Origin of the sequence: Gordonia sp. (in: high G+C Gram-positive bacteria) (assembly GCF_047600385.1) — a bacterium.
Classification (GTDB): Bacteria; Actinomycetota; Actinomycetes; order Mycobacteriales; family Mycobacteriaceae; genus Gordonia.
This window is the reverse complement of the sequence record NZ_JASGKZ010000001.1, coordinates 568,202-587,863: the sequence shown is the minus strand read 5'-3', so window position 1 is coordinate 587,863 and position 19,662 is coordinate 568,202. Positions and strand designations below refer to the sequence as shown.

The 19,662-nt window shown below is 69.7% G+C and carries 14 protein-coding genes and 1 pseudogene; 4 read left to right on the top strand and 11 right to left on the bottom strand.

The genetic code is table 11. From position 1 onward, the window contains the following. Position 1: 1 nt before the first annotated feature. Positions 2–727, top strand: a complete 726-nt coding sequence (locus QM809_RS02630; protein WP_415044289.1) for a TIGR03943 family putative permease subunit — start codon at positions 2–4, stop codon at positions 725–727. A 22-nt stretch (positions 728–749) separates the two neighbouring features. Here the strand turns inward: QM809_RS02630 and QM809_RS02625 are convergent, their stop codons facing one another. Next, on the bottom strand, positions 750–2,135 hold the full coding sequence (locus tag QM809_RS02625) for a lipase family protein (protein WP_415044288.1): 1,386 nt from the start codon (positions 2,133–2,135) through the stop codon (positions 750–752). A 151-nt stretch (positions 2,136–2,286) separates the two neighbouring features. On the opposite strand from QM809_RS02625, the gene QM809_RS02620 reads away from it, so the two are divergent. Further along, positions 2,287–3,354 (top strand): metallophosphoesterase, encoded by a 1,068-nt coding sequence (locus tag QM809_RS02620; RefSeq protein ID WP_415044287.1) that lies wholly within the window; start codon positions 2,287–2,289, stop codon positions 3,352–3,354. A 252-nt stretch (positions 3,355–3,606) separates the two neighbouring features. On the opposite strand, the gene QM809_RS02615 is transcribed toward QM809_RS02620, so the two are convergent. The 6 genes and pseudogenes from QM809_RS02615 to QM809_RS02590 form a co-directional block, all read right to left on the bottom strand. Next, a complete protein-coding gene (locus QM809_RS02615) occupies positions 3,607–4,965 on the bottom strand; it encodes an MFS transporter (protein ID WP_415044286.1) in 1,359 nt (452 codons plus the stop codon). A gap of 177 nt (positions 4,966–5,142) precedes the next feature. Further along, positions 5,143–5,736 (bottom strand): TetR/AcrR family transcriptional regulator, encoded by a 594-nt coding sequence (locus tag QM809_RS02610; protein WP_415044285.1) that lies wholly within the window; start codon positions 5,734–5,736, stop codon positions 5,143–5,145. A gap of 87 nt (positions 5,737–5,823) precedes the next feature. Next, positions 5,824–6,633: a MerR family transcriptional regulator gene (locus QM809_RS02605; protein WP_415046992.1), complete on the bottom strand. Its 810-nt coding sequence runs from the start codon at positions 6,631–6,633 to the stop codon at positions 5,824–5,826. Between the two features lie 54 nt (positions 6,634–6,687). Further along, positions 6,688–7,816: pseudogene (locus QM809_RS02600) on the bottom strand (PDR/VanB family oxidoreductase). Between the two features lie 2 nt (positions 7,817–7,818). Then, on the bottom strand, positions 7,819–8,733 hold the full coding sequence (locus QM809_RS02595) for a metal-dependent hydrolase (RefSeq protein WP_415044284.1): 915 nt from the start codon (positions 8,731–8,733) through the stop codon (positions 7,819–7,821). Between the two features lie 144 nt (positions 8,734–8,877). Further along, positions 8,878–10,131: a pyridoxal phosphate-dependent aminotransferase gene (locus tag QM809_RS02590; protein ID WP_415044283.1), complete on the bottom strand. Its 1,254-nt coding sequence runs from the start codon at positions 10,129–10,131 to the stop codon at positions 8,878–8,880. 64 nt (positions 10,132–10,195) lie between these two features. On the opposite strand from QM809_RS02590, the gene QM809_RS02585 reads away from it, so the two are divergent. After that, the gene (locus QM809_RS02585) at positions 10,196–11,077 is read left to right on the top strand and encodes an exodeoxyribonuclease III (protein ID WP_415044282.1); all 882 of its coding nucleotides are present in this window, start codon (positions 10,196–10,198) and stop codon (positions 11,075–11,077) included. 101 nt (positions 11,078–11,178) lie between these two features. On the opposite strand, the gene QM809_RS02580 is transcribed toward QM809_RS02585, so the two are convergent. The 3 genes from QM809_RS02580 to QM809_RS02570 form a co-directional block, all read right to left on the bottom strand. Then, positions 11,179–14,487, bottom strand: coding sequence for a (Fe-S)-binding protein (locus QM809_RS02580; RefSeq protein ID WP_415044281.1), 3,309 nt, complete (start codon positions 14,485–14,487; stop codon positions 11,179–11,181). 337 nt (positions 14,488–14,824) lie between these two features. Then, positions 14,825–16,219, bottom strand: a complete 1,395-nt coding sequence (locus tag QM809_RS02575; protein WP_415044280.1) for a WS/DGAT/MGAT family O-acyltransferase — start codon at positions 16,217–16,219, stop codon at positions 14,825–14,827. 89 nt (positions 16,220–16,308) lie between these two features. Continuing rightward, positions 16,309–17,706, bottom strand: coding sequence for a WS/DGAT/MGAT family O-acyltransferase (locus QM809_RS02570; RefSeq protein WP_415044279.1), 1,398 nt, complete (start codon positions 17,704–17,706; stop codon positions 16,309–16,311). Positions 17,707–17,850: 144 nt separating this feature from the next. Between QM809_RS02570 and QM809_RS02565 the strand changes: the two genes are divergently transcribed. Continuing rightward, positions 17,851–18,447: a SanA/YdcF family protein gene (locus QM809_RS02565; protein ID WP_415044278.1), complete on the top strand. Its 597-nt coding sequence runs from the start codon at positions 17,851–17,853 to the stop codon at positions 18,445–18,447. Positions 18,448–18,469: 22 nt separating this feature from the next. Here the strand turns inward: QM809_RS02565 and QM809_RS02560 are convergent, their stop codons facing one another. Then, positions 18,470–19,660 (bottom strand): acyltransferase, encoded by a 1,191-nt coding sequence (locus QM809_RS02560; protein WP_415044277.1) that lies wholly within the window; start codon positions 19,658–19,660, stop codon positions 18,470–18,472. Positions 19,661–19,662 lie beyond the last annotated feature (2 nt).

Here is a 19,662-nt window from a genome sequence, read left to right as displayed (position 1 = left end):
GATGAACTCCGAAGTCCAGAACCTGTCGCTGCTGTGCATCGGGCTGGCGATCGTGCGGATCACGCTCGACGGCTCGTTCGTGCGCTACGTGAAGCCGTCGCTGGAGCCGTACCTGTTGATCTCCGGCACGGTGCTGGTGGCGCTCGCGCTGTTGGCGATCGTCCGGGACATCCGAGCGGGCGGCCCGGCGGACCGCCGCGACGAGCACGCCTGCGATCACGGCCACCGCCACGACGGCAAGGTCCTGTGGCTGCTCGCGGTCCCGGTGCTGGTGGTCTTCTTCCTCCGACCCCCGGCGCTGGTGCCCGCCGCCGAACCGGCTCCGACGAACGTCACCGTGGCGGAATCGTCGATGTTCGATCCGCTGCCGGACGAACCCGCGCCCCCGCTGGACATCTACGAGATCGTCCAGCGCGCCGCCCAGCCCGACGGCGGCGGACTGAACGGCCGGGCGATCACCGTCACCGGATCGCTGCAGCATCGGGGGAAGGAGCTCGATCTCGCCCAGGTGCGCATCATCTGCTGCGTCGCCGACGGACGCACCTTCCGGATGGGGATGAGCGGAGCGGCAGCGCAGCGACTGGCCGAGTCGCCGCAGGGTTCCTGGTGGAAGGTGATCGGGACCGTCGTGCCGGGCAGTGCGAACGCCGAACGCGACTACATCCCGCTGCTGGAGGTGGGCGACGCCCGGTCCGTGCCGGAACCGGAGAACCCGTACGGCTATTGAGCGCGACCGTCCGGCCGGACGGTCAGCGGCGGCACTCGCTCTCGGCCGGTTCGCCGCGGAGCCGGGCGTCGAGCCAACCCATCGCCTCCGGGTAGGCGATCACCGCGGCGGACAGATGTTCGCCGGGCACCTCGCGGTAGACGGCGTTCGCACCGAGCCTGCACTGCTGGGCGTAGAGGTTCCGGGCGCCCTGCGCGGGGATCCAGATCTCGTGGGTGCCGTGATAGATGTACATCGGGACGGCCGAGGCGGCGTCGGGCATCGTGGTCTTCCGGTAGATCCGCTCGGCCACCTCGGAACCGAACGGGTCCCGGTCCTTGGACAGGATCTGCGCGGGCAGCTGGAACGGCCCGGCCAGGCCGTAGTCCGAACCGCAGGAGTTCTTGAACGTCGACGTCGCGAGCAGCGTGCCCGCGTTGTTCGCCAGCGTCAGGATCTCCGGGTTCTCCCGGGCGATGCCGAGGACGCCCGCCAGCATCACGCCGGTCGCGACGTTCCGGTTCATCGCGGCGGCGAGCAGACGGAAGTCGGCCGGGACGCCGCCGAGCGCCGCGCCCACCACGCGGGGGACCAGATCGGGGGCGTACTCGCCGATCACCTTGGCGGTGCCGTCGGTGGCGATCGCCCCGCCGGAGTAGCCGGTCACCGCGACCCGACTCCGCGCGTATCGCTGCGGAGCGAACTTCGCCGCGGCGCGGATCGCGTCGAGCACGACGTGGCCGGCGAGGGTCGGCTCGGCGTAGGCCTGCCGGGGCCCCTCGTGGTCGGGGACGATCACCGCGTAGCCGCGGGCGAGCGCCAGCTGCGTGGTGGGCGGGAACAGATCGGTCTGATTCGACTTGTCGTGCCAGCCGTGGGTCAGGGTGTAACCGCTGGTGCATTCCACACCGAGACCGTTGATGGGCAGATTGTTCACCAGGATCGGCCGCGGACCCGGGCCCTTCCACGGCGCCCGCGGTTCGACGACGGTCGCCGTGCCGTAGATCGGCTGTCCGTGGGTGTCGGTGGACCGGTATTTGAGCATCGTGGCGTGACGGAGCGGCACGGTCATCAGGAAGCCGGTGGTCCGGGTGATGTCGCGGGTGGCGAGGACGTCGCCGTTCTGGCGCTTCTCGAGTCCGGCGGGCCAGTGGTCGAACATCGCGTCGCCGATCGGATCGGGCAGCACCGCATCGCGCAGTTCGAGCGTCGCGTGGTCGTATCCGGGGGCCCGGGACCGCTGCGGGATCCGCGTGAGCTTCGGGATCGCCGGTGCCGGGATCACGTCGTCGAGGCCGCGGATGATCTCCTCGGGGATCGGCTTCAGATTCGGCGGGGTCGGTTCCGCGTGACCGGTGCCCGGTACGGTCCCGAGCAGCACGACGGCGAGGACGGCGCCGACGACGATCCGAAAGGCCCTGCAGTGCATGGCTGTTCACATTCTTCTGGAAGGGTGACCCGGCTCATGTCTACTACATGCGCGGCCGTGAAGCGAGAGGGGAACGGCGGGTGAACGCCGGGTGCCGCCGGAGCCCGGATCTGACAACGATGCGTTCATCTTTCTGTGTCAGGATCCTCCGGTGACCGACAACAGCCCCCGGCCGGTCGATTTCGGCCTGAGACGACGTTCCTTCCTCGCCGGTGCCGCCGTGGCGGCGGGCACCGCCGCCGCCCTCGGCGGAGCCCGCCCCGCCCCGGCGCACGCGGCCGCGAGGTTTCCGCTCCCGAAGCGGGTCGACCGCTTGCACGTCCTCGTCACCGGTGACGCGGGCACCGGGAAGGAGCCGCAGTACGCGGTGACCGCGATGGCGCGGAGGGTGCACGCCGAGCGGCCCTTCGACCTGGCCGTCGGACTCGGCGACAACATCTACGAGAGCGGGCCGAACGGCCCCGACGACGTCCAGTTCCAGACCAAGTTCGAGAAGCCGAACGCCGGCCTGGACTTCCCGTGGCTGATGGCGCTGGGTAACCACGACACCTCCGCGGTGTTCCCCGGCGACGGCGGCTGGCTGCTGCGCGGCGACGCCGAGGTGGCCTATCACCGTCGTTCCCGACGCTGGTACATGCCGTCGCGGTACTACTCCGTCGACACCGGCGTCGCCGAGTTCTTCGTCCTCGACGTGAACCCGCTCGCCGCCTACATCCCGCCCTTCCTCTCCCCGGAATGGGAGCCCGGCGGCCGCTACATGACCCGCCAGGCGGACTGGCTCGACCGCGCCCTGCGCGCGTCGACCGCGCCGTGGAAGTTCGTCTGCACCCACCACCCGTACGCGAACAACGGCCCGCACGGTCCCGCGGGCGACTTCGACGGGCTGCCCGCGCCGCTCGACGGGCAGGCGCTCAAGGAGTTCTTCGAGAAGCACGTCGCCGGCCGCGCCCAGTTCCTGCTGTCCGGGCACGACCACTCCCAGCAGGTGATCGACGTGGTCCCCGGGCTCAAGGGCACCCGGCAGATCGTCTCGGGCGCCGCGGCCAAGACGGTGCACTCGCAGTCCGGCAACCGGTTCCGCGCCAAGTACGAGAACTACACCGACCGCGGCTTCATGACGATGGAGATCGAGCCGTCGTCGCTCACCCTGAAGGCCTACCAGGTGGTGCCGAACCGGCCGAGCGTGCACAAGACCTTCTCGACCACCTACCGCCGCTGAGACCGGGGAGCTTTTCGATGATCGCGCCTTTATTCGGTGATCGAGCGGAGTCGAGATCCCTCGGCGCACAGGTGGTGGTCTCGACTTCGCTCGACCAGCGAGGTGGAAGCTCGACCAGCGAGGAAGAAGTTCGACCAGCGAGGTGGAAGTTCGACCAGTGAGGTGGAAGTTCGACCGGTGAGGTGGAAGTTCGACCGGTGAGGAGGAAGCTCGACCTCTCGGATCGGAGTCGGGACGCCGGGGAGGCTCGTCTCAGTGCTGGACGTCGATGTCCAGATCGCGCGGGGTCAGGAGGTAGACGACCGCCGCCGCGGCGGCCAGGATCCCCGCGCCGATCAGGCCGACCCGGGTCAGCGCATCGGTGAACGCCGACATCGCGGACGCGGCGAGCTCGGGTGATCCGGTGTGCTCGGCGGCCTTCAGGGCCGCGGCCAGCGACTGGTCGGCGCCGGGGACGGAGGTGTTCAGCCGGGAACTGAAGATCACCGCGCCGACGGTGCCGAGCAGGGCGACGCCGAACACGTTGCCGAGGTCGTAGGCGGTCTCCTCGATGGCGGCGGCGTCTCCCGCCTTCTCCTGCGGGCTGGCCGACATGATCATCGCCGAGCCGATCGCCAGGGCGCCCGAACCTGCGCCCTGCAACACCATCGAGAGCGCCACCCAGCCGTACTCCAGCGGATCGGGCGAGGCCCACAGGATCAGGAAGCCGATCGCCGGGAGGCCGAGGCCGAACGCCATCACCAGGCGGGCGCCGAGGGCGTCGACCAGTCGGCGGGCGCCGACCGAGGTGACGATCGCGCCGGCGGCGAAGGGCAGCAGCCGGTAGCCGGTCTGCAGCGGGGAGAGACCCTCGACGCCCTGCAGCCACTGGGCCAGGAGCAGCAGGCCGCCGCCCATGGCGAGCATGGAGAACAGCGCGGCCAGGACGCCCGCGGTGAGCTGCGGACGGAGGAACAGCCGGACGTCGAGCAGCGGGTCCGGGCGGTGCAGGCAGCGGCGGACGAAGACGGTCAGCAGGATCGCGGCCGCGGTGAGGGCGAGCAGGGCCGGGACGTTGGCCAGGCCGTCGTCGAGGAAGTGCTTGCCGAACTCCTTGATCGACCACACCAGGGCGGCGACGCCGCCGAGGGAGAGCGCCGAGCCGACGAAGTCCCAGCGCGCGGTGACCTGCACCCGCGACTCCGGCAGCAGGAAGGCGGCGGCGAGCAGGGCGAGCACCATCGGCGGCACGTTCACCAGGAATGCCGAGTGCCAGGAGAAGTGTTCCAGGAGGAAGCCGCCGATGATCGGGCCCACCGCGGCGCCGGCCGCCGAGACCGCCGCCCAGATGCCGAGCGCCAGGGTGCGTTCGCGCGGATCGGAGAAGATCACGCGCAGCATGGACAGGGTGGTCGGCATGATCATCGCGCCGCCGAGGCCCAGCAGGGCGCGCAGGGCGATCACGACGGGCGCCGAGTCGGCTCGGAGGACCAGCAGCGAGGCGACGGCGAACAGGCCGAAGCCGACCATCAGCAGGCGGCGCCGCCCGAACCGGTCGGCGAGACCGCTCATCGAGATCAGCAGGCCGGCTAGGACCAGCGAGTAGGCGTCGACGATCCACAGCTGCTGCACCGCCGTGGGCTCGAGCTTCTTCGCTGATCGACGGCAGGGCGACGTTCAGGACGGTCAGATCCATCACGACGGTGAGCAGCGCGAGCGAGAGGACGGCCAGGCCCGACCAGCGGCGCCACGCGGGCATCTCGTGGACCAGGGTGCCGTCCGGTTCGATCTCGGGGGAGTGGAGGAGGTTCATGACGTTCTCGGTTCGGTCTCTTCGGGGGCTCGGAGGCGGGGTCGGTCGGCGGTGCCGGTCATCAGCGAGCGGGTCAGGTCTTGCAGCAGGGGCAGGTCCAGCGGCTCGTCGTTGAGGGCCGCGTGCATGCAGGCGCCGTCGACGAACACCGCCATGGTCAGCGCGGTACGACGGTCGGTGAGGCGGGAGAGCAGGTCGACGAGGCCGGAGAACCACCGGCGGCTCACGACGGCCAGCTCGGGGCGGGCGAGGCTCGCGCTGTAGAGGACGAGCTCGGTGCGGACCCGCTCGGCGTCGGACAGGTAGTCGTGGAACATCGCGGCGACGGTCTCCGGCGAGCCGTCGCTCGCGTCGAGCAGTTCGGCGGTCTCGGCGAGGTCGGCGTCGACCTTCTCGGCGAGGAACTCGAGTGCGGCGGACCGCAGGTCGTCGAGCGAGGCGAAGTAGTAGGTGGTGGACCCGAGGGGGACCCCGGCGTGCTGGGCCACCCTGCGGTGGGTGATCTTCGGCTCGCCGTGGCACATCAGATCCGCCATGGCGGCGACGATCTCCCGCCTGCGGCCGGCCGGATCACGTCTGGTTCCGGACATCCTCGACTCCCTTCGTTGTGTACAAAAGTACATGTACATACGTACACAACGCAACGATGCGTGCAGGAAGCGGAGGTGGGAGAGCGGTCAGGCGCCGGAGGCCTGCGCGGTTCCGGAATCGTCGGCCTTCGCGGCCTCGGCATCGCGGCGGCTGCGGGCGATCGCCAGGTAGTCGTCGAGCTGGCGGGTGAGCTCGCGGTCGAGCGCCCGGTTGAGACTGTTGTGCGCGGAGACCCGGCCGGCCTGGCGGAGCTGCCGGATGAAGGTCATCGCCCAGTCCGACTCCTCGTCGCTCTCCGGGATCCAGCCGTCGAAGCGGCCCTCGATGATCGCGGCGCGGCCGGCGGTGACGAGTGTGCGGGCCGAGCCCTCGAGGTCCCGGTCCAGCTTCTCCTGCAGGCCGAGGAGGTACTTCAGCGGGATCCCGATGCGCATCATCGAGCGGTACGCATCGAGGGTCTCGGTGTCCTTGATCAGGTAGTGCGCAGGCGCTCCGGCCGCACCGTCGTCGATCGGCTCGATCAGGCCGGCCCGCTCCATGCGATGCAGGAGGTCCGGATCGTCGGTGTCGAGGACCCGGTGCAAATCGGCGGCCTTGATCTGCTCGCTCGGCGTGCGCTGGATCGGCTCGGTGATCAGATCCTTGAGGCCGAGCACGTCGACCAGGTCGTCGCCGCGCTGCAGCCCGGAGAGGAACTCGCCGATGTGGGTCATGGTGAAGCCGCGACGGAGCAGGTCGTTGATCACCTTGAGCCGGGAGAGATGCTGCTCGGTGTAGATCGCAATGCGTCCGCGGCGCACCGGGCGGGGGATCAGGCCGCGGTCCTGGTAGCCGCGTACGTTGCGGACGGTGGTGCCGGCCGCCCGCGCCAGGTCGTCGATCCGGTATTCCGTCATGCCGTCGATTATCTCAGAGGTCATATCGAATCGTGCTTGCGTTCGTGTTCACATTCACACCTCCACGGTGAGTTCACCGGCCGTGCACCGGGAGACGCACGGAAGGAAGTGACCCCGTGCACGTTCGGGGCCGGTCAGGGCCGTATCGCGGTGATCGATCTCACCGTCGCGGACGACCAGCCTGCAGGTGCCGCAGAAGCCCCGCCTGCACGAGAACGCGAGATCGGGTCGTACGCGGCGGAGCGCATCGAGCGTCGACTCGTCGGCGGCGACGGTGACGGTCTCGCTGGAGGAGGTGAGCCGCACGGTGAACTCGGTGCCGCCGACCACCGGCGGCGGGGTGAACCGCTCGACGTGCAGTTCGACGTCGGTGCGGCCGTCCAGGTGCTGCCGCAGCCCGTCGAGCATCGGGGCGGGGCCGCAGCAGTACACCGCCAGACCCGCCTGCCGATCGGGGGTCGCGCCGAGCAGGTCGGCGGGGGCGGGGACGCCGTCGACGTCGTCGGTCCGCACGGTGACCCGGTCGCCGTAGCGGGCGAGCTCGTCGAGGAACGGGATCGACGCCCGGGTCCGGCCGGTGTGGGCCATCGACCAGTCCAGGCCGTGCTGCTCGGCGGCGGCGAGCATCGGGAGCAGCGGGGTGATCCCGATGCCGCCGGCGACGAAGCGGAGCCGCCGGGCCGGTGAACCGTGGCCGGGCAGGGCCAGCGGGAAGGCGTTGCGCGGACCGCGCACCGGGAGCACGTCGCCCACCTGGACGTCGTCGTGCACCTCGACCGAACCGCCGGCGCCGTCCGGGAGTCGGCGCACCGCGATCCGGTAGGAGTGCCGGTCGTCGGGGCGGCCGCACAGCGAATAGGTGCGGATCCGGCCGGACGGCAGGAAGACGTCGACGTGCGCCCCCGGATGCCAGTCGTCGACGGCCGAGCGGTCCAGGCGGGCCAGGGTCAGCGCGACGACGCCGGAGTCGTCGGCCACCGTCTCGCGCCGGACCACCGACATCAACTGGATCCGGGGCCGAGGCCGGTGCTCGCGGATCCGGGTGCGCTTGGCCCACAGCGGGAACCACGACTGCGCGCCGCCGGCCAGGATGCGCATTCAGCGGGTCGCGGCGCCACCGGCCGTACACGTGCGGCGGGTCGGTGGTGAGGTCGGTGGCGTTCGCGTAGAGCGGCGATTCCACGGTCAGACCGCCCGTCGTGCGGCCGGCGAGGCGGCGAGATAGGCCACCGCCTGCGCGGTGTCCCCGACGTCGGCGGGGGAGTAGTCGCTCCGGAAGTACGCGGCGACCGCCTTCGGGAGGATGCGCAGGGGCGGCACCACGTCGGCCCGGGTGCCGCGGAAGTACTCGCGGAACCGGCCGACGGCCGACAGGCTCATGTCGGGATCCGCGCGATTCAGGAAGCGGACGCCTCGGGCGAGCAGGATGCCGAGCGGAATCGCGATCACCATGGAGCGTCGACGATGCGAGCGCGTGTCGGCGAAGTACGTCGCGACGTCGTAGGCCACCGTCCGGTGTTCGACCTCCTCGGCGCCGTGCCAGGCGAAGAGATCGGCCATGTTCGGATCGGCGCCCTCGGCCGACCAGCGGTTGTTCAGCGCGTAGTCGCCGAGGAGCGCGGTGAAGTGCTCGGCGGCGGCGATCATCCACAGGCGCTCCACCAGGTGTTTCCGACGTTCCTCCGGGGTCGCATTGGGTCGCGGGCCGAGCACCTTCCGGAAGATCCACTCCATCTGTCTCCGGTACGGCGCGGGGTCCACGCCGTGGCGGACCAGCCACTCGTCGACGGCCTTGTCGTGCGTCTGCGCGTGGACCGCCTCCTGGCCGATGAACCCGCGCATGTCGGCGGCGAGCTCCTCGTCGGTCACCAGCGGCAGCGCCTCGCTGAAGGTCTGGACGAAGAAGCGCTCGCCCTCGGGGAGCAGGAGATTGAGCGCGCTGATCACGTTGGAGGCGACCGGGTGGCCGGGAATCCAGTGCAGCGGCGTCTCGGACAGATCGAAGTCCACCGCGCGGGCGTGCAGTTCGACCTTGCCGGGGTCTGTCGGGAAAGGGGGCGGGGTGTGTGTCACGGCCGGGCTCCGGGTCGAGAGGTGCATGTCGTGCGGACCCGGACCCGGTCCTTCTCGACCCCCCGGTCGAGTAGGAACATTAGATATTAAATATTTCATCGAGGCAAGCCGCCCCTCCGTGCGCTCGTGCCGGACCGGGCCGGTCCGGCACGAGCGCCGCCGCCCGGGCGGTTACTGCCGGTACGACGACAGGAAGTTGCCGATCCGCTCGATGGCATCGCTCAGATCCTGCGCCCACGGAAGCGTGACGATCCGGAAATGGTGGGTGTCGGGCAGATTGAAACCGCTGCCCTGCACGACGAGGATCTTCTCCTGCAGCAGCAGATCCTGGACGAAGCGCTCGTCGTCGTGGATCTCGTGGACCTCGGGATCCAGGCGCGGGAACGCGTAGAGCGCACCCATCGGCTTCACACAGCTCACGCCGGGGATCTCGTTCAACTTGTTCGCCGTCACCTCGCGCTGCTCGTAGAGCCGTCCGCCGGGGGCGCAGAGCGCGTCGATGCTCTGGTAGCCGCCGAGCGCCACCTGGATCGCGTGCTGCCCGGGGACGTTGCTGCACAGCCGTGTCGACGCCAGGGTGTGCAGGCCCTCGATGAAGCCCTTCGCATGGTCCTTCGGACCGGTGATCACCACCCAGCCGGCGCGGTAACCGCACACCCGGTACGCCTTGGAGAGGCCGTTGAACGTGAGTACCAGCATGTCCGGAGCGAGCGAGGCGATGCTGGTGTGCACGGCGTCGTCGTACAGGATCTTGTCGTAGATCTCGTCGGCCAGGATCAGCAGCGAATGCCTGCGGGCCAGGTCGACGATGCCCTTGAGCACCTCCGGCGAGTACACCGCGCCGGTCGGGTTGTTCGGGTTGATCACCACGATCGCCTTGGTGCGATCGGTGATCTTGGCGGCGATGTCCTCCAGATCCGGGTTCCAGTCGGAGTCCTCGTCACACCTGTAGTGCACCGGGGTGCCGCCGGAGAGCGCCGTCATCGCGGTCCACAGCGGGTAGTCCGGCGACGGGATCAGGACCTCGTCGCCGTCGTTCAGCAGAGCCTGCATGGTCATGGTGATCAGTTCGGAGACACCGTTGCCCAGCAGTACGTCGTCGACGTCGAAGTACGGGAAGTCGGAGATCAGCTCGTAGCGGGTGACGATCGCGCGGCGCGCCGGGAGCACACCGAGCGAATCGGAGTACCCCTGCGAGAAGGGGAGGGCGTGGATCATGTCGCGCATGATCACATCGGGCGCCTCGAAACCGAACAGCGCCGGGTTGCCGATGTTGAGCTTGAGGATGCGGTGCCCCTCGGCCTCCATGCGTGCCGCGTGTTCGTGCACCGGACCACGGATCTCGTAGCACACGTTCTTGAGCTTGTCGGACTGCTCGAGGGTGCGCAGGTTCAGGTTCTGATGGGATACATGCGGTCGGCTCACGGGTTCCATTCTGTCAGCCGGGGCAAATGGATTACGCGCAGGCGGGTGCGGCATCGTGGCGTCCATGACTCGATCCGACGTCCCGGCCTTCAGCGTGGCGAGCTTCAACGTGAACGGGATCCGGGCCGCGCGGCGCCGGGGCTTCGACACCTGGCTCGCCGAACGGGCGCCCGACGTGGTCGCGCTGCAGGAACTGCGGTGCGGGGCGGACGACGTCGGCGGGTTCCCCGGATATCACGCGGCCTGCGACGTTGGATCGATCCCGGGCCGCAACGGGGTGGCCGTGCTGACGCGGACCGCGCCCGCGGCGGTGCGGTCGTGGGACGTGTGCCCGCCCGTCGCCCGCGGACTGGGCGCCTTCGCCCACGAGGGGCGTTACCTCGAAGTGGATCTGGCGGACCGGCCGCTCACCGTCGCATGCCTCTACCTGCCCAAAGGCGGGCTGCCCGCGGAGCTGCAGCGACCCGGCGCCATGCGGGAACAGCCCGACGGCGGTGCCAAGTACGCGCGCAAGAGGGTTTTCCGGACCGCGTTCGCCCGGGAACTGGAGCGGAACCGGCGCGCGGCGCTCCGGGCCGGCAGACAGTTCCTGCTGGTGGGAGACCTCAACGTCGCGCACACCGAACACGATGTGACCAATTGGCGCCCGGCGCGGAAGATGGACGGTTTCCTCCCCGAGGAGCGGGAGTGGTTCTCGTCGATCCTCGGATCGCGGCGACTGGTCGACGTCGTCCGGCGGCTGCACGGCGACCGGCCGGGGCCGCTCACCTGGTGGAGTTGGGCGGGCGCGTCGTTCGTGAAGGACGTCGGCTGGCGGGTCGACCACCAGCTCGCCACCCCGGATCTCGCCCGCCGGGCGCTGTCGGTGACGGTGGACAAGGAACCCTCGCCGCAGGAGCGGCTCTCCGATCACGCTCCGCTCGTGGTGCGCTATGCCGAGACCTGACCGGGCCGAGACCTGACCGGGCCGAGACCTGACCGGCCAGCCGGATGCGCGACGGCCCGGACCCCGCGAAGGGGGTCCGGGCCGTCATGCATCCGGGCCGGTCAGCGGTTGCCCATGCCGGGGCGCTTCTTGCCCGCGGCCATGCCGAAGCCCTTGGCCTTGCCTTCGGTCGCCTCGGTGGTGACGACCGGAGCAGCCGATGCCTCGGCCGGTGCGGCGGCCTCCGCCTCGACGGCCGGTGCGGTGGTGGCCTCGGTCTCGGCGACCGGTGCCTCCTCCGCCTGGGTCTCTTCAGCCTGGGTCTCTTCGACGGGCGCCGGCGCAGCGGCCTTCGGCGCGACCGGCTTCTTGATTCCGCCGGGCTTCTTCAGTCCGCCCGGCTTCTTGAGGCCGTTCGGTGCGAGGGCGGGAGCCTCTGCCGGTGCCTCGGTCGTCGTCTCCGCGGGTGCGGCGGTCGCGGCCGGAGCAGCGGCGGCGGGCTTCTTGAGTCCGCCGGGCTTCTTCAGGCCACCCGGCTTCTTGAGCCCGTTCGGTGCCAGGGCGGGGGCCTCCGTCGGTGCCTCGGTCGTCGTCTCCGCGGGTGCGGCGGTCGCGGCCGGAGCAGCGGCGGCGGGCTTCTTGAGTCCGCCCGGTTTCTTCAGGCCGCCGGGCTTCTTGAGCCCGTTCGGTGCGGTCGCGGCGGCCGGAGCCTCCGCGGGTGCGGCCGCAGCCGGAGCGGCGCCGCCCGGCTTCTTGAGTCCGCCGGGTTTCTTCAGTCCGCCGGGCTTCTTGAGGCCGTTCGGTGCACTCGCGGCAGCGGGAGCCTCCGCGGGTGCGGCCGCCGCGGCGGCGCCGGGCTTCTTGATTCCGCCGGGTTTCTTGAGTCCGCCGGGCTTCTTCATCCCGCCGGGCTTGCCGAGTCCACCGGCCGCCGGGGCGGCCTCGGCCGCGGGAGCGGCGCCGCCCGGCTTCTTCATGCCGCCGGGTTTCTTCATGCCGCCCGGCTTGCCCAGTCCGCCGGCGGCGGGCTTGGCGGGCGCTGCTGCTGCGGCAGCGGGCTTGGCCGCGGGGGCGGCCTTGACCGGTGCGGGTTCCGGCTCCGGCTCGGGCTCGGGTTCCGGCTTGGCGACCCACTTGGGTCCGTGGTGCTTGTCGCCGCGGGTGATGTTCTCGTGCCGACCGCGCTTGACGCCCTCCAGGATCATCTGGGCGACGTCGACGACCTCGATCTTCTCCTCCAGCTCGGTGCCCGCGGTCTGCGCCGTGACACCGTCGGTGAGCATGACGCGGCAGAACGGGCAGCCGGTCGCGACGAGCTTGGTGTCGTCGCCGGTCGGGGTGGTGGCCAGCGTGTCGAGCGCCTCGTCGACGCGGTCGACGTTGATGCGCTTGCCGATCTGCTCCTCCATCCACATGCGGGCGCCGCCGGCGCCGCAGCACATCGAGCGGGAGCCGTGTCGCGGCATCTCGGTGAGGGTGGAGCCGGAGGCCTCCATCAGTTCACGCGGGGCGTCGTAGATGGTGTTGTGGCGGCCCAGGTAGCAGGGGTCGTGGTAGGTCACCTCGCGGCCGCCGACCGGTGCCACCGGCACCAGGCGCTTCTCCCGCACCAGGCGGTTCAGGAGCTGCGTGTGGTGGACCACCTCGTACTGGCCCGCGGTGGCCTCGCCGTTGATCGCGGCGACCTGCGGGTACTCGTTGTAGATCGCGTTGAAGCAGTGCGCGCAGGTCACGACGATCTTCCGCCGCTGCTTCGGCGCGGTGCCGAACAGCTCGTTGAAGGTCTCGATGTTCTGCTGCGCGAGCATCTGGAACAGGAACTCGTTGCCCGCGCGGCGAGCGGAGTCGCCGGTACAGGTCTCGCCCTGGCCCAGGACCATGAAGTCGACGGCGGCGATGTTGAGCAGCTCGGCGACGGCCTTGGTGGTCTTCTTGGCGCGGTCCTCGTAGGCGCCGGCGCAGCCGACCCAGAAGAGGTACTCGTAGCCCTCGAACGATTCGACGTCCTTGCCGTACACGGGGACGTGGAAGTCGAGCTCGTCGATCCAGGCGGTGCGCTGGGCCTGGTTCTGGCCCCACGGGTTGCCCTTGTTCTCGAGGTTCTTGAACAGGCCGGCCAGCTCGGACGGGAAGTCCGACTCGATCAGGACCTGGTAGCGGCGCATGTCGACGAAGTGGTCGATGTGCTCGATGTCGACCGGGCACTGCTCCACGCAGGCGCCGCAGGTGGTGCAGCTCCACAGCGCCTCGGCGTCGATCACCGCGCCGGTGGTGCCCTCGGACTCGCCGACCAGCGGGCGCTCGGCTTCGGCGCGGGCGTCGGCCGAGACGGCCTCGAGCTTGTCGTCGAGGACGTTGCCGTCGGAGTCGACCAGGCCGATCTCCTCGCCGCCCATGTCCTTGGCGCCGCCGGCCAGCAGGTACGGGGCCTTCGCGTAGCCGTGGTCGCGCAGCGACATGATCATCAGCTTCGGGGAGAGCGGCTTGCCGGTGTTCCACGCGGGGCACTGGCTCTGGCAGCGGCCGCACTCGGTGCAGGTGGTGAAGTCGAGCCAGCCCTTCCAGCTGAAGTCCTCGATCTTGCCTGCGCCGAAGGCGTCGACGTCGGGGTCGGCGGTCTCCATCTCCAGGACCTTGCCGTCGCTCTCCATCGGCTTGATGGCGCCCAGGGCGACGCGGCCGTCGGCCTCGCGCTTGAAGAAGATGTTGGGGAACGCGGCGAATCGGTGCCAGGCGACGCCCCAGTTGAGGTTCAGGCCCACCAGCAGCAGGAACAGCGAACCCGACAGCACCTTCACGACGGCGAACAGCGACACCATCAGCGGGCTCGCCGGGAGGAGTTCGGCCACCCGCATGGTGAAGAAGTCGGAGTAGACGTTGGAGTGGTGGAAGGTGGCGATCTTGCCGGCCTTCACCAGGATCATGCCCAGGCCCTCGACCATGACGATGCCTTCGATCGTGTAGGCGGGCAGGAAGTTCGAACCGGAGAACCGGGAGAGCGCCTTGGGCACGCGCGGATGATTGCGCTGACGGATGACGATCAGGGTGCCGATGCCGATCACGGTGCCGATGCCCAGCAGTTCGTCCCACAGGTGCCAGGCGAAGGTGTCGCCGAAGAACGGCCAGTGGAACTCGGGGTCGATCGCCTGGCCGTAGGCCTCGAAGAACAGGAGGAAGCCGCCGAGGAAGCCGACCATCACCAGCCAGTGCGCCACGCCGACGGTCGGGAACTTGACCATCCGGGTGTGGGCGGCGAACTCCTTGAGCATGGTCCACAGCCTGGAGAGGGGGTGCGCGAATCGCGACGAGTCCACCTTCTGGCCCTGGAAGATGATGCGTGCCATCCGCACGACACCGCGCAAGAAGGAGCCCCAGCACAGGAGGCTGATGGCTGCCGTAATGCATCCGATTACAACCGTCGTGGTCGTCACGGCGAGTACCGGCCTTTCTTCGGGTCGTTACCACAACTGCGCGTCGGCACGGGTGCGCCTCAGCGTAGCCAGACATTCGTTTCAGGTAACCGTAGAGGTTCGAAGGGGTACTCCGCCGCCAAGGATTACCTAACTTCGCAGGCCACAGTTGTTTCAGTGACCCGCCCAACACAGGCTACTCGCGAGTAACAAGAAATCCAGTCGAGCCGGACACCTGTGGTGGAGGTCATCGTCGGACGCGACGACGACCCGGGCGGCGCCCGGCCCCGGAGGGGTCGAGAGGATGCCGCCGCACCTGATGGTACGGCGGCTAATCAGTACGGATCAACGACTCTCGTCAGTCGAGCGGTTCGATCTCTTCCAGTTCGGTCAGCGCGATCTCCAGGTAGTCCAGGAGACGCTGAACACTGGGCAGCTGGGCGCGGGCGCCGACGATGCCGAAGCCGGTCTTGCCGCCGATGGTCGTCATGGTGATGTTCATCGCCTGACCGTCGGTGGGGATCGACGCCGGGTAGCAGCCGTCGAGCCGGGCGCCGTTCCAGTAGAGGTTCTCCCGGTTGCCGGGGACGTTCGAGATCACCAGGTTGAAGTTCAGTCCGGCGAGCCGGTGGGCGCCCGGCACGGTCGACGCCGCGAGCGGCATGATGTTGGCCAGGCCCAGCGCGAGCTGCTGGATCGGGCGCAGGCCGCGGACGACGTTCTTCGCGCTCGCCGCGGAGGCGCTGATCTCCCGGAGCCGGTCGGCCGGGGAGGGCAGGTCGGTGGCCAGGCGCACCAGGATCACGGTGACGGCGTTGCCGTCGGAGGTGCCGTCGTGCATCGACACCGGCACCATCGCGGTGAGCGAGTCCTCGGGGAGGTCGCCCAGGTCCTCGGCCAGATAGGTGCGCAGCGCGCCGGAGCACATCGCGAGGATCACGTCGTTCACGGTCACGCCGTGCCGTTTGGCCGCGGCCCGGAGACGATCGGTGGTCCAGTCCTGGGCGGCGAAGCGTCGTGCGGAGCCGATCGGCACGTTGAGGGGGGTCGACGGCACGGGGCCGCCCGGTGCGACGAAGTCGCGATCGAACACGCTGGAGGCGGCGACCTTCGCGGCGGCGGGCACCATGCCGACGATGTCGTCGGCCATGCGCAGGGCTCCGCCCGCGGTGTCGGTGACCTTGTCGAAGAGGCTCTTCTCCGGCTTCGGGCTCCGCGGCTTGCGGCGGCGCAGCAGTTCCGGATCCCAGAACGCGGTGCAGTCGCGGGCATCCGCGTCGGTGGTGAGGCTGCGCTCGAGCATGCGCATGGCGGTGACGCCGTCGACCACGGAGTGGTGGATCTTGGTGTAGAGGGCGAGCCGGCCGTCGGCCAGGCCCTCGATGATGTGGACCTCCCACATCGGCTTCGACCGGTCGAGCAGGGTGCCGTGGTTGAGGGAGACGTAACGGAACAGGTTCTTGATCTCGCCGGGGCGCGGGAGCGCGATGCGGCGGACGTGGTAGTCGAAGTCGATGCTGTCGGCCTTCTGCCAGGCGAGGTAGCCGGCGATCGCCGCCGGGCTGGCCGGGTACTTGAGGAACACGTCCTGGATCTCGGTGGTGGCCTCGAGCTTCGCGTGGAACTCGTCGGCCAGCTCCGCGGCGGTCTGCCCTTCCCGGGGAACGAACAGCTGCAGTCCGCCGACGTGCATCGGCTGGTCCCGCGTCTCGGCGACGAGGAACATCGATTCGGTAGCCGGCATGTACTGCATGTGGACCCCTTACAAGTTACTGGTCAGTAGATATTGGATTTTAAGAGACGGGACCCGGGTGAGGCCACTCGATGTGTCGTGTCTCGCGCTCAGTCGTCGATCGGATCGATCCGCTCGAGTTCGACGAGCGCCGCCTCGAGGTGGTCGAGGATGCGCTGCAGCTTCGGCAACTGGGTGCGGGCGCCGATGACGCCGAAGTTCGCCTTGCCGCCGACCGTGGTGACGGTGATGTTCATGGCCTGGCCGTCCATCGCGATGGACACCGGGTACAGGCCGTCGAGCCGGGCGCCGTTCCAATACAGCGGCTCCTCGGGTCCCGGGACGCTGGAGACGATCAGGTTGAAGCCGCGCGGGGTGAGGTCCACGAAGCCCGGGACCGGGGCGAACGCCAGCGGCCAGACGTTCGCCGCGCCGAGCGCCAGCGACTGGACGCCGTGCAGGCCGCGGACCACGTGCTTGGCGCTCGACGACGAGGCGCGGATCTGCCGCAGGCGGGACGTGGGATCCTCGACGTCGGTGGCGAGCCGGACGATCACCGCGGTGACCGCGTTCCCGTCGCCGTCGCCGTCGCTGTGCAGCGACACCGGCAGCATGGTCGTCATCGAGCGGTCGGGCAGGGCGTCCTGATCGAGGAGGTAGCGGCGCAGCGCCCCGGAGCACATCGCCAACAGGATGTCGTTGAAGGTGGCGCCGTGCTTGCGGGCCACGGCGCGCAGTCGTTCGGTCGGCCAGTCCTGGGCGGCGAAGCGTCGTGCCGAGCCGATCGGCACGTTGAGCGGGGTCTTCGGGGCCGCCTGCAGCGGGGCCACGAAGTCGCTGTCGGAGATGCCCGCGACGGCCACCTTCGCGGCGGCGGGCACGAGACCGGCCACCTCGTCGATCATGCTCAGGGTGTCCCCGATCGCGCCGGTGAACTTCCGGAACAGGCTCTTCTCCGGGGCCGCGGCACGCGCGGGCCTGCGGTTCAGCAGCTCCTGGTCCCAGAACGCGGTGCCGGAGCGGTCGTCGGGGTCCGTCGAGAGGGTGCGCTGCAGGATCCGCAGCGCGGTGACGCCGTCGGCCAGCGAGTGATGGATCTTGGTGTACATCGCCAGGCGGCCGTCGGCCAGACCCTCGATGAGATGGACCTCCCACATCGGCCGGGAACGGTCGAGCAGGGCGCCGTGGTTGAGGGAGACGTAGCGCAGCAGATCCTTGATCTCGCCCGGACGCGGCAGGATGATCCGGCGCACGTGGTAGTCGAAGTCGATCTCGTCGTCGTGCTGCCAGGCGGTGTAACCGGCGATCGAGGCCGGGCTGGCGGGCCGTTTGAGGAAGAGCCGCTGGACCTCGTCGGCGCCGAGGAACCGCCGGTGGACCTCCTCGGCCAGTTCTTCGGCGGTCTGACCCTCCCGCGGAACGAACAGCTGCAGTCCGCCGACGTGCATCGGCTGGTCCCGGTTCTCGGCGAAGAGGAACATGGACTGCGTCACCGGCATGTACTGCACTGGGTCACTTCCTCCCCTGAACGACCCCGAGTCTCGGCGGTCCGCGATCTGTGCGATCCGAGTATGTCACGCACGTCACAGCCGGAAGAATCTCGGGTGCATGCCGCGGGAACGGCGGCGGAGGCCGTGTCCTAGCGTGGAGGAGTGCGGATTCGTGTCGGGGCGCTGGCCCTCTGGGCGGTGGTGCTGGTCGAGGCGATCGTGTTCGTCAGCTCGGTGTGGTCGGTGTGGGCGGCGCGCGGCCGCGTCGTCGAACCCGCCGAGGCGCCGGACGGACCGTCGACCCTGATCGTCCTCGGGGCCAAGGCCGCGGACGGGGAGCCGGGCGCCTACCTGCGCAATCGGCTCGACGTGGCCGTCGACCTCCATCGTCGCGGGGTGGTGGACCGGATCGTCTCCTCCGGCAACGACCACGACGATGCGGGCAACGAGGTCCAGGTGATGCGGTCCTATCTGGCGGCGCGTGGCGTGCCGCACGAGAGGATCGTCGACGACCCGATCGGTCTGAACACCGCGGCCACCTGTCGCCGGGCGGCCGCGGAGTACGGCGTGCGGCGGGCGCTGATCGTGACCCAGGACTTCCACGTGGGCCGGGCCGTCGGACTGTGCCGGGCCGAGGGCATCGACGTGCTCGGCGTGATCGCTCCCCGGAACGGGTGCACCGTGCTCTCCCTGGTCCGGAACCACCTGCGCGAAGCACTGCTGTCGCGGCCGCGCGCGATGCTCACCGCACTGCTCTGAACACGCCCGTTCTGCGCCGTGCTCAGTGCCGTCGACGCAGCGGCAGCCGCGGCCGACCGGTCAGATAGACCGAGCCCGGGAGACGCCGGAGCACCTCGACGACGACGAGCGAGAGCGCGACGGTGAGCAGATAGGTCGCCGTCGTGCCCCACGGCTGGCCGAGCGCATGCACGAGCGTCGGTTCGCCGTCGGTCTTCGGCCGGAGCAGGAGGAACAGGATCAGCACGTGCACCAGGAACACCGGGAAGCTGCGGTTCGACGCGTACGCCACGACCCTGCCGAAGCGCGGTGAATACGGTCGGACGTCGGTGGCCCAGTGCAGTCCCATCGCGTAGATCGCCGGGACCGCCAGGACCATGAACGGGAGCAACGTCACCGAGAAGGGGCTGTCGTGGCTGAAGACCTCGCCGCGGGTGAGGGCGCCGTACAGGTAGACGCCCAGTGCGAAGGCGCCCGCCCCGATCAGCGCCGCGGTCAGCGCCCGTCCCCGGCCGCGGATCCAGCCGTCGAGTTCCTCGCGGTGCACGGCGGCGACCGCGCCGAGGAGGATGAAGAACTGGTACGGGATCACCGTGGCGTAGTGGTGCCACCACCAGCCGGCCCACGATGCGGGCGGCGTCCAGTAGGTGATCACCGCGTACACCGCGATCTGCACGCCGAGACTCGTCGCGAGCAGTGCGGCGTGATGCCCCCGGGTCTTCGTCACCAGCAGCCGGATCGCCGGGAACAGGATGTACACCTGCAGCATCACCAGCAGGAAGTACAGGTGGAAGCCCGCCGTGCCCCATTTGAGCTGGTTCCAGAACTCGTCCAGGCTGTGCGGGATCTCGTCGAGCCGTCCGTACGACCACATCCCGATCACCGCCCAGTAGACCGCGGACCACAGGATGTACGGCACGATCACGAGTTTCATCCGACGCCGCCAGAACCAGCCGGCGCGGAAGTCGGCGCGCCCGGCGTACTGGTACATCAGCACGAACCCGGTGAGGGCGAAGAAGATGTTCCGGGTCGCGTGGAACAGCAGCGCGGTGGAGTTGGTGCCGATGCTGCCGATCTCGTCGGTGGTCCGGGTGAGCGCGTGGATGAAGATCACCAGCGCGAACGTGGTCGACCGGATCAGGTCGACCTGGAACAGGTAGGGGCGCTTGGCGGAGCCGAACGCGGTGTTCGACCCCGCCGGGTCCGGGAGGTTCCGGGCCGGCGAGGTCGACATGG

Bases quoted from the DNA above. Each gene is read 5' to 3' on its own strand.
- QM809_RS02560 (WP_415044277.1), bottom strand. From the start codon at position 19,660: ATGTCGACCTCGCCGGCCCGGAACCTCCCGGACCCGGCGGGGTCGAAC.
- QM809_RS02605 (WP_415046992.1), bottom strand. From the start codon at position 6,633: ATGACGGAATACCGGATCGACGACCTGGCGCGGGCGGCCGGCACCACC.
- QM809_RS02630 (WP_415044289.1), top strand. From the start codon at position 2: ATGAACTCCGAAGTCCAGAACCTGTCGCTGCTGTGCATCGGGCTGGCG.
- QM809_RS02610 (WP_415044285.1), bottom strand. From the start codon at position 5,736: ATGTCCGGAACCAGACGTGATCCGGCCGGCCGCAGGCGGGAGATCGTC.
- QM809_RS02575 (WP_415044280.1), bottom strand. From the start codon at position 16,219: ATGCAGTACATGCCGGCTACCGAATCGATGTTCCTCGTCGCCGAGACG.
- QM809_RS02585 (WP_415044282.1), top strand. From the start codon at position 10,196: ATGACTCGATCCGACGTCCCGGCCTTCAGCGTGGCGAGCTTCAACGTG.
- QM809_RS02595 (WP_415044284.1), bottom strand. From the start codon at position 8,733: ATGCACCTCTCGACCCGGAGCCCGGCCGTGACACACACCCCGCCCCCT.
- QM809_RS02625 (WP_415044288.1), bottom strand. From the start codon at position 2,135: ATGCACTGCAGGGCCTTTCGGATCGTCGTCGGCGCCGTCCTCGCCGTC.